6 protein-coding genes are annotated in these 10,700 nt (G+C 23.3%); 3 read left to right on the top strand and 3 right to left on the bottom strand.

What is annotated here, in order from left to right; genetic code table 11:
- The 3 genes from thrB to dksA all read right to left on the bottom strand — a co-directional run bounded on the left by thrB (position 1) and on the right by dksA (position 4,782).
- Positions 1-930 (bottom strand): homoserine kinase, encoded by a 930-nt coding sequence (gene thrB / locus RJX12_RS00830; protein WP_343192319.1) that lies wholly within the window; start codon positions 928-930, stop codon positions 1-3.
- A gap of 3 nt (positions 931-933) precedes the next feature.
- On the bottom strand, positions 934-3,396 hold the full coding sequence (gene thrA / locus RJX12_RS00835; RefSeq protein ID WP_343192320.1) for a bifunctional aspartate kinase/homoserine dehydrogenase I: 2,463 nt from the start codon (positions 3,394-3,396) through the stop codon (positions 934-936).
- A gap of 930 nt (positions 3,397-4,326) precedes the next feature.
- Positions 4,327-4,782, bottom strand: coding sequence for an RNA polymerase-binding protein DksA (gene dksA, locus RJX12_RS00840; RefSeq protein WP_343192321.1), 456 nt, complete (start codon positions 4,780-4,782; stop codon positions 4,327-4,329).
- 259 nt (positions 4,783-5,041) lie between these two features.
- Here dksA and truA point away from each other — a divergent pair, with 259 nt between their 5' ends.
- The 3 genes from truA to RJX12_RS00855 all read left to right on the top strand — a co-directional run bounded on the left by truA (position 5,042) and on the right by RJX12_RS00855 (position 10,404).
- Complete coding sequence (truA, locus tag RJX12_RS00845; RefSeq protein ID WP_343192322.1) at positions 5,042-5,839, top strand: tRNA pseudouridine(38-40) synthase TruA; 798 nt, start codon at positions 5,042-5,044, stop codon at positions 5,837-5,839.
- Between the two features lie 351 nt (positions 5,840-6,190).
- Entirely contained in the window at positions 6,191-8,755 is a 2,565-nt protein-coding gene (gene secA / locus RJX12_RS00850) for a preprotein translocase subunit SecA (protein ID WP_343192323.1), read from the top strand.
- A gap of 608 nt (positions 8,756-9,363) precedes the next feature.
- Positions 9,364-10,404: a GMP reductase gene (locus RJX12_RS00855; protein WP_343192324.1), complete on the top strand. Its 1,041-nt coding sequence runs from the start codon at positions 9,364-9,366 to the stop codon at positions 10,402-10,404.
- The last annotated feature ends 296 nt before the right edge of the window (positions 10,405-10,700 follow it).

Raw genomic sequence — 10,700 nt, forward strand, 5'->3', positions numbered from 1 at the left:
TTATCCTATTTTTCTTGTACCAAGTATGTCTACATTGCAAATATGTACAAAACCTGTTTGGTTTTGTAAATAATGTTTAGTTAGCCATTGAGCTATTTTTTTTGCTGATTTCATATTGTTACATATAGCAAATAGGGTAGGACCTGATCCTGAAATTCCACAATTTAGAGCGCCTAATTCGATAAGTATTTTTTTTGCATTAAAGAAATTTGGTATTATTTTAATACGATATGGTTCTGCAATAATATCTTTCATTAATTGAATAGCAAGATTAGGTTGTTTGGTATAAGTTGCATGTATAAACCCAGCTAAATGTTGGCTGTGTTTTATACAAACTTGTTTAGTATATTTTAAAGGTAATAATGATCGAGATGTTTCTGTAGATAATTTAATTCCAGGCCATGCTACAATCCAAATCCATTCTTTAAATATTGGAATAGATTGATGAATATTATTTTCTTCATTAATAATTAATTGTAATCCTCCAAGATAACATGGTGCTACATTATCATAATGAATACTTCCAGATATTTCTCCTTCTAGTTTACCCATAATAATTAGTAATTCTAATTGAGTCAAAGATATATTAAAGAATTCTTTCATGGCAATGGTTGAAGATACTATAGAACATGCACTGGATCCTAATCCAGAAGAAATGGGCATATTTTTTTCTAATTCAATAGAAATTGGAATTTTTTTTCCCATCATGTTGCAAAAGTGTTTCCAACATTTCCATACGATATTTTTTTTAATATCGATAGGTAATTCATGTGCAAATAAACCGGTATTAATTAATTGAAATTTATTTGATGCTTTGATAGAGATACTATCTCCTAAAAAACTACCATCTATTGGTGATATAGCTAAACCTAGAACATCGAATCCTACTCCTACATTACCTATTGATGCAGGAGAAAAAAATTTTACCATATTTTATACTCCTGATTGCTCTGATAATGTATGTAGCAAATCAGAAAATATACCAGCGGCAGTAACATTATTTCCTGCTCCATAGCCTCTTAATACCAATGGAATAGGTTGATAATATTTACTGTAAAATGCTAATGCATTTTCTCCATTTTTTATTTTATATAGCGGATCATTTTCATCTACTTCATCAATTTTGACTTGACATTTTCCAATTTTATTAATTGTACCAATTAATCGTAGAACTTTTCCAGTATTTTGAGCTTTTTTTACTTTATTTGTAAACAATGGATCTAATTCTTTTAATTTGTGCATAAAATTATTAACATCTGTAATGTTATTAAAGGATACAGGTAACAAAGAGTCTATTTTAATATCCTGTAATTCTACAGAATATCCCATTTCTCTAGCTAGAATAAGTACTTTTCTAGCTACATCTATTCCGGATAGATCATCATGTGGATTAGGTTCTGTAAACCCCATGTCTTTAGCTTCTTGTGTAGCTTGAGATAAAGGAACACCAATTTCTAATTGACCAAAAATAAAGGATAAAGAACCAGATAAGATACCTCTAAAATGAATTAATTCGTCACCTGAGTTTATTAAATTTTGGATTGTTTCTATTACAGGTAATCCTGCTCCTACATTAGTTTCATATAAAAATTTTTTTTTGTATTTTAGAGCAGCTAACCGTATTTTTTTATAATAAATTAAATCAGCAGTATTAGCTTTTTTATTAGAAGTAATAACATGAAAACCTTTGTTTAATACATCTACATATTGGTAAGCTAGTTTTTCATCTGCTGTACAATCTATTAATACTGGGTTAATTAAATGATATTTTTTTTGTAAATCTATTATTTTTTTTAGAGAAAAAGTATTATTTTCTTTTTTTAAATTTTCATGCCATTTGTTTAATGGAATACCTTTCATATTTACATGTAATTTTTTAGAATTAGCTATTCCACATATTTTTAAGTTGATATCTTTTATTTGTAATTTTTTTTGTTGAAGGGATATTTGTTGTAATAATGTACTTCCGATTCCACCTACTCCAATAAGAAATATTTCAGCTATATATTTAGTGTCAAATAAGATTCTATGTATAGTTTTTATTTTGTTAATAAGATGTTTGTCTTCTATAACTATTGAAATAGTATTATTGGATAAGAACTGAGAAATAGCTATAGTATTTATAGATAAATTAGCTAGTGCTAAAAAGAATCGAGCAGAAATGTTTAATCGGTATTGTTTATTTATTCCTATAATAGATAAGATAGCTAATTCTTTTATTATTTTTATTTTTTTTAGTATTTTATTTTTTAGTTCGAGAGTAAATTCTTTTTCTAAAATATTTTGTATAAATAAAATGTTTTGTTGTAATACAAAAATATTAATACTATTTTCGGTAGGAGATTGAGTATTAAGAATTATTGAAACTTTATTTCGTGTAATAGCAGTAAAAATACGAGAAGTAATTGTTTTTATACAATGCATATTGTAAGTAGTTATGCAAAACATTGCTATATTATTAAGATAAGTAATTCCTTTTATGGGATGTTCTGTTTTTTTTGGTTTTGAGCAGATTAATGTACCTTCATTATTTGGTTGAAACGTATTTTTAATAATACAAGGAATTTTAAATTGTAATATGGGCGCAATAGTACGAGGATGAAGTACTTTTGCTCCAAAATAAGAAAACTCTATTGCTTCTTGATAGGAGATTTCTTTTAATAATTTAGCATCAGAAACTTGACGTGGATCACATGTATATATTCCATTTACATCTGTCCAAATTTCGCAATAGTTAGCTTGTAAACAAGCAGATAAAATAGCCGCTGAATAATCAGATCCATTGCGACCAAATAATACTAATTCTTTATTTTCGTTGCCTCCTATAAATCCAGCCATTAGAATAATATTTTTTTTTGGAATTTGTATTTTTTTTATACGTGCAGTTGATTTTATTATATTTACTGTAGCTTCTAAATAATTATTTGTACTAAGTAGAGTATCCACTGGATTAATAACAGTAATAGAATAATTTCTGGATTGTAAAATGCCTTTCATAATGGAAACTGATATTATTTCACCTTGGCAAAGTATTTTAGCATATATATTATCCGGACATTGTCCTAATAAATTAATTCCATGAATATTTTTTTTTAGTTCTATAAATTTATCAAGTATTTTTTGTTTGATTATATTATAAGGAAAATTTAATTGGGATTGATTAATATGATCTAATAGTGTTAAAAAAATATTTTTAGTCGTATGTATTTCAGAATCAATGTTTTTTTTATTAATTGATTTATCAATAATAATTTTTAAATTATTAGTAACACCTGATGGAGCAGATAATACAATTCCTACTTGTTCATTTTTTATTTTTTTTTCAATTATATCAGAAACATGTAAAAAGCATGTAGCATCTTTTAGAGATGTACCACCAAATTTCATTATTCGCATGGTTTTAATTTTCCTAAATTTATGCCAAAAAAAACCGCATTAGTTTAGATGCGGGCTTTTTATTTATATATAATTTTAGCCCGAAGTACGTATATATATATATTATTTTTAAGATTATTTTTTTTGATATTGATCAGTTAGTATACATTAAAATATTTATCTTATTGATATGATGTTTATTTTTTGTTATTCAGATACATATTTTTTTGATATTATATATAATGTTAAATATTGATAATTGTAACATATTATTATTTTTTTATCTTTACTTTACTTATTTATCTTGATTGTACTTATATAATAAAGGTAATAATATAAGTTATTTTATTTTTAGAATTAATGAATTACTCTGATGATGTAATTAATTAATTGATTAATGTTATTAATAAACATAAATAGTTTGATAAATGTTATGTCTAAAATTTTTATATGTTATATAAATTGATTTAAATATGATTTTTATATATGTAGAATATATATTAATAATTTATTGTTGATTTGAATATTATTTTATTTAATGTGTTTAAAATAGATTATTTGTAATCTATTATTATTAGTATAATATGTATATTTATGTAATAAGATAAGATAATAATTAATTGGTACCTATACAGTATAATATAGTAGTATATAAAAAATATATTGTAATTTTTCTATATTAAAATTATATATCTTTTAATAATAATTTATTTATTATCTATTTTTTTATTTGTTTAATAATTATTAATAGAATTATATTATAAGTGATAGTATCATAGTATATTAATACTGTGTGGTTATACAATATTACTTGAAATTAATATAATAATATCCAGTAAATATATATATAGAATAAACTAAATTTAATCTCATGATAAAAATACAATGTTTATTAGTGAAATAGGATATATTTCCCATTTCACTAGTGGAAATTTTATATGTAATAAATCGTTAATTAGACATTTGTTTTTTACGAATTTCTTCTAGTGTTTTGCAATCTATACAAAGATTAGCTGTTGGTCTGGCCTCTAATCTACGTATACCTATTTCAATATTACAGGATTCACAATATCCAAAGTTTTGATTATCTATTTTTTTTAAAGTTTGTTTTATTTTTTTTATTAATTTAATTTCTCGTGCTCGATTACGAAGTTCTATGCTAAATTCTTCTTCTTGTACAGCTCTATCAATTGGATCTGGAAAATTACTTGCTTTATCTGTCATATAAGTATTGGAATAATTAGTATCATTTTCTAATTGATTTTTCCATGCTTCAAGTATTTTTTTAAAATGATTTATTTGATATATATTCATATATTTTTCATCATTTTTTTCTTGATAAGGTAATACTCCTGCTATAGTAAGAATACTTAAAGAAGATGTTTTTCTTTTATTTATTTTTTTCATATTTTTTTTCCTATATATATTTTTTTATTACAATTTTTTTAATTTATTTAACATATGATAGTATTTTATACTAAAAATATATTTGTGATATATATAATTTTTTTTCGTTTTTATAAATGTTTTAAAAAATAATATTATGTAAAAATTTTACATTTATTATAAAATGCAAAATATTTAATAAGTAATAAGTTGCATATTGTTTATAGTATTGAACTTCATAAATTATATGTATATTTTTATTTAATAGAGAGATAAAAATATGAAATTTGCATTAGGTGTTGAATATAACGGCAGTAAATATCATGGATGGCAATATCAAAAAAAATACAGTAGTGTACAAGAAGAATTAGAGAAATCTATTTCACGTATAGCAAATCATAATATTACAACTGTATGTGCTGGAAGAACAGATGCTGGTGTTCATAGTACTTTTCAAGTAGTGCATTTTGAAACAAGTGTAATTCGTTCAGATTATGCTTGGACTGTAGGTGTAAATAATTATTTACCCAAGGATATTTCTATTTTGTGGGTTAAAAAAGTTCCTGAAGAGTTTAATGCACGTTACAGTGCATTGTCAAGAACATATCGTTATATAATTTATAATTATAAATTTCGGTCGTCAATTTTAAATAATCAATTATTTCATGTTTATGAAGAATTAAATGTTAAAAATATGCATCAAGCAGGTCAATATTTAATAGGTGAACATGATTTTACATCATTTAGAGGTGCTACATGTCAATCGAGTACTCCTTATCGTAAAGTTATGAATTTAATAGTGTTTCGTTTTAATAATTATATAATAATTGAAATTACAGCAAATTCATTTTTATACCATATGGTTAGAAACATAGTAGGTTGTTTGCTGGAAGTTGGAAGAAATAGAAAGAAAATTGAATGGATATTAATGGTATTAAACACAAAAGATAGAAATAAAATAAATTACACTACTGTTAAAGCCGAAGGTTTATATTTAGTATCTATAGACTATCCAATTTGTTTTGATTTACCTAAGGCATCTGTAGGACCTATTTTTTGTCAAAATTTATGTAATTAAAATGATTTTTTATTATGAAAAAATAAAATATTTTGTTTTTAATGTTAAATTAATTATTTTTTCTAATATATAAGTATAAATATTAACAATATTTATATATAAAAATATATAAATTAATATCTATAAATATTTGTTGTTGATTTTTTATTATATTTTTTGAATGATTATATTTTATAAAATAGATTAATATAAGTTTATATTTTTTTATTAGTTTGATTATGTGACTTTATTTTGTAAACTGTTATTGCAGAAAAAATATATTATATAAAATTGGATGTTATTGGTGAATATAAAACAATATATTCTTGAATATATATTTAGGTATAGGATGTATTTTATGAGAATATTTATATGTTAATAAAAATGTTATCTCAAATATTTAATACTGACAGTAATCGCAAGTTAAAATATATGCAAAAAATTGTTGATAAAATTAATGAGATGGAATCTAATTTTCAAAAAATGTCTGATGTAGTTTTAAAAAAACAAACTGAAAAATTTAAAATATTATTAAATAAAGGATATAGATTAGATGATTTGTTACCACAGGCGTTTGCTACGGTAAGAGAAGCGAGTAAACGTGTTTTTGGTATGCGTCATTTTGATGTGCAGATTTTAGGAGGGATAGTATTAAACAAACGATGCATTGCAGAAATGCGAACAGGAGAAGGAAAAACTTTAACAGCAACTTTACCTTCTTATTTACATGCTTTAAAAGGAAAAGGTGTTCATATAGTAACTATGAATGATTATTTAGCTGAACGTGATGCTAAAAAAAATAAACCTTTATTTAATTTTTTAGGGCTTACAGTTGGAATTAATATATCAGGTATGTCAATTGTATTGAAAAGAAAATCGTATTTATCTGATATAACATATGGTACAAATAATGAATATGGATTTGATTATCTTCGAGATAATATGGTTTTTAATAGCTCTGATAAAGTTCAAAGAAGTTTATATTATGCTTTAATTGATGAAGTAGATTCTATATTAATTGATGAAGCTCGTACTCCATTGATTATTTCTGGTCCTTCTGAAGATAATTCAATTGTGTATATGAAAATTAATTCTATTATTTCTCAATTCATATTACAAGATACAACTGATATTAATAATATTAGTGGAAATGGAGATTATTATATTGATAGAAAACAAAAACAAGTTTTTTTCACTGAAAAAGGATTGATAAAAATAGAGAATTTATTAGTACATTATAAAATTATTAATGACAGTAATTCATTATATTCAGTAAATAATATAGCGTTAATGAATCATTTTATTGTTGCTTTACGAGCTAATATTTTATTTCATAAAGATGTTGATTACATTGTAAAAGATAGAAAAGTATTGTTAATAGATGAACATACTGGAAGAATTATGTATGGTAGACGTTTGTCAGATGGTTTACATCAAGCTATTGAAGCTAAAGAGGGAGTAGATATTAATAATGAGAATCAAACATTAGCATCTATTACATTTCAAAATTATTTTCGATTATATAAAAAAATATCAGGTATGACAGGTACAGCAATAACTGAATCTTTCGAATTTAGATCGATATATAATTTAGACACTATCGTTATACCAACTAATTGTCCTATGGTAAGAAAAGATTTATCTGATGTTGTTTTTATGACAGAAAAAGAAAAGATAAATTCTGTTGTAAATGATATCAAGAAATGTGTTTTAAAAAAACAACCTATTTTAGTAGGAACTGCATCTATTGAAAAATCAGAAGTAATTTCTAAGAAATTAACACAATTAAATATAAAACATAATGTTTTAAACGCTAAGTTTCATGAAAAAGAAGCTAAAATTATATCTGAAGCAGGAAAATTAGGGGCAGTTACTATAGCTACAAACATGGCAGGAAGAGGAACAGATATAGTTTTAGGTGGAAGTATAGATGATAAAGTATATAATAATTTTAATGTAGATAGCAATCAGTTTCACGTTTTAAAAAAAAGATGGATTAAAAAGCATAAAACTGTATTATCTGTAGGTGGTTTACATGTAATTGGAACAGAACGGCATGAATCTAGAAGAATTGATAATCAATTAAGAGGTAGATCAGGTCGACAAGGAGATCTCGGTTCTTCACGTTTTTATTTATCTATGGAAGATTCTTTAATGAAAATGTTTCTTTCAGATCGTATTTTATCAATGATAAAAAAATTTAATATTAAACCAGGTACAGAAATTACGCATCCTTTTATTACTAAAAGTATAGCTCACGCTCAAAAAAAAATTGAAAATTATAATTTTGATATTCGTAGACAACTTTTAGAGTATGATGATGTAATTAACGAACAGCGTCGTGTTATTTTTATTGAGAGAAATACCATAATAAATACAATAGATATTAGTTCAACTATTAAATATATTTTAAAAGATATTTTAAATGTTATTATTGATTCTTATAAATTTAATAAAAATTTTAAAAAAAATTGTTATTTATTAGATTTAGAAAAGCATATTAATAGGGATTTTAATGTTAAATTAGTGTATTCAAGATATCTATTTAATAAAGATGTTTTGTACAGTAATAAAATTAACGATTTGATTATTAAACAAATAAGATTAAATTATTCTAAAAAAGAAAATTTAATTGGATTTGATAATATGAGAAAATTAGAGAGATCAGTTATGTTACATACTTTAGATTTGTTTTGGCAGGAACATTTGTTAATGATGGATAATTTAAGACAAGGCATTCACTTAAGAAGTTATGCGAGAAAAGATCCCCGTCAAGAATATAAAAAAGAAGCTTTTAATTTATTTTCTTCTATGTTGGCGTATTTAAAATATGAAGTATCTGTTATTTTAAGTAGTTTAAATATAAATAAATTAAGTAAAGAAAATACAACCGGAGATAGTTTGTATAATTTTAAAAATTGGCAACAGGTTATATAATATATTTATTTGAATTTTTTTATATGTAGTAATTTTTTTATATATATTAAGTGTAATAAACTGTGTATAGAGATATATTTAGTAGATGATAAAATATAGATTTTTTTAAATAATAAACATTATAATATAGGTATATAAGAAATAAATTTATTAATTTAAATGAATTTTCATTAGTATAAATGTTTATAAGATAAAAAATCTTTTTTAAAAAATATGTCAATGTACTTATTTAATATATGTTTTAAAAATTGTTAAATATATTAAATATTTATTTTATGTATCGGTATTATTAGAATCTATATTGTATAAAAAGAATTTTTTTTAGTTTTTAAATTATTAGGATAGTGATTATTTTTCTACATTATAATAATGGAGTAATCATTTTTTAGTTATAAGTATTTTACAGATAACATTGATAATGTAATAAGTTATATAATTTAAATATATTTTTTTATTTATTTGTATTAATGAAATTGTTTAAATAGTACTTAATATTATATGTTATGATCTATATATTTATTAAATTATTATGATTTTAATTAATTATTTTAATAGTTATTAATCAACAAATTAATTTTATTTTTATGAAATTAGGAATAATTTATATAATGCGTATTGAAGAAGATATAAAATTGGGATTTAAAGATGTTCTGATTCGTCCTAAACGATCCACTTTAACGAGTAGATCACAAGTAGATTTGGAGAGAAAATTTGTTTTTAAACATTCCAAACAAATATGGTCTGGAATACCTATTATTGCTGCTAATATGGATACTATAGGTACTTTTTCTATGGTTAAGTCATTATCTAATTTTAACATATTAACAGCAGTGCATAAATATTATTCTATTGTTGAATGGGATAATTTTATTAATAGTGTATCAAAGCAAATGTTGAAATATGTTATAGTATCTACAGGTATTTCTGATGTAGATTTTATAAAAATTAAAGAAATTTTTTCGTTATCATTAGATTTACAGTATATTTGTATAGATGTTGCTAATGGTTATTCTGAACATTTTATTTATTTTTTAAAAAAAATTCGTGATTTTTTTCCAGATAAAACAATTTGCGCAGGTAATGTAGTCACAGGAGAAATGGTTGAAGAATTAATTTTATCGGGCGCTGACATTGTAAAAGTAGGTATTGGTCCAGGTTCTGTATGTACTACTCGACTTAAAACTGGAATAGGTTATCCACAATTATCAGCTATTATAGAATGTTCTGATGCAGCTCATGGATTAGGAGGTAGGATTATTAGTGACGGGGGATGTATTTTTTCAGGAGATATTGCAAAAGCTTTTGGGGGAGGTGCTGATTTTGTAATGCTTGGTGGTATGTTGGCTGGTCACATGGAATGTGAAGGTAAAATTATTAAAGAAAATGAAAAAAAAATTATGTTATTTTATGGTATGAGTTCATCATCTGCAATGAATCGTTATATAGGAAGAGTAGCGGACTATAGATCTGTAGAGGGAAAAACTGTAAAAATATTATACCGTGGTTCAGTAAGTGTCTCTATACGAGATATTTTAGGAGGATTACGATCTTCTTGTACTTATGTAGGAGCAGAAAGTTTGAAAGAATTAACAAAAAGAACTACGTTTATACGTGTATCTGAACAAGAGAATCATATTTTTAATAATTAATTATATTTTATTAATGAATCTATAATTATATGTACAAAAATATATTTTTAAATAAAAAATATTTATATTATGAAAACAATTATTATAAAACTAAAGAAATATTTTTTTATATATATTAATTCAATGTATTTATATGTTTTAGGTAATAAATGAATAAATTGATATGATTTATTTTAATTTTTATAGATTTTCTTTGTTTTTACCTTTCTTAATTATATATTACATTAATTATTTTAGCTGCATAAACATTTTTTGTTTAATATAAATTAATTTAGTTAATTAATTTTAAAATATAA

This window comes from Buchnera aphidicola (Formosaphis micheliae), from assembly GCF_039403185.1.
GTDB lineage: Bacteria > Pseudomonadota > Gammaproteobacteria > Enterobacterales > Enterobacteriaceae > Buchnera_C > Buchnera_C aphidicola_B.

Bases quoted from the DNA above. Each gene is read 5' to 3' on its own strand.
- thrA (WP_343192320.1), bottom strand. From the start codon at position 3,396: ATGCGAATAATGAAATTTGGTGGTACATCTCTAAAAGATGCTACATGC.
- dksA (WP_343192321.1), bottom strand. From the start codon at position 4,782: ATGAAAAAAATAAATAAAAGAAAAACATCTTCTTTAAGTATTCTTACT.
- truA (WP_343192322.1), top strand. From the start codon at position 5,042: ATGAAATTTGCATTAGGTGTTGAATATAACGGCAGTAAATATCATGGA.
- thrB (WP_343192319.1), bottom strand. From the start codon at position 930: ATGGTAAAATTTTTTTCTCCTGCATCAATAGGTAATGTAGGAGTAGGA.
- secA (WP_343192323.1), top strand. From the start codon at position 6,191: ATGTTAATAAAAATGTTATCTCAAATATTTAATACTGACAGTAATCGC.
- RJX12_RS00855 (WP_343192324.1), top strand. From the start codon at position 9,364: ATGCGTATTGAAGAAGATATAAAATTGGGATTTAAAGATGTTCTGATT.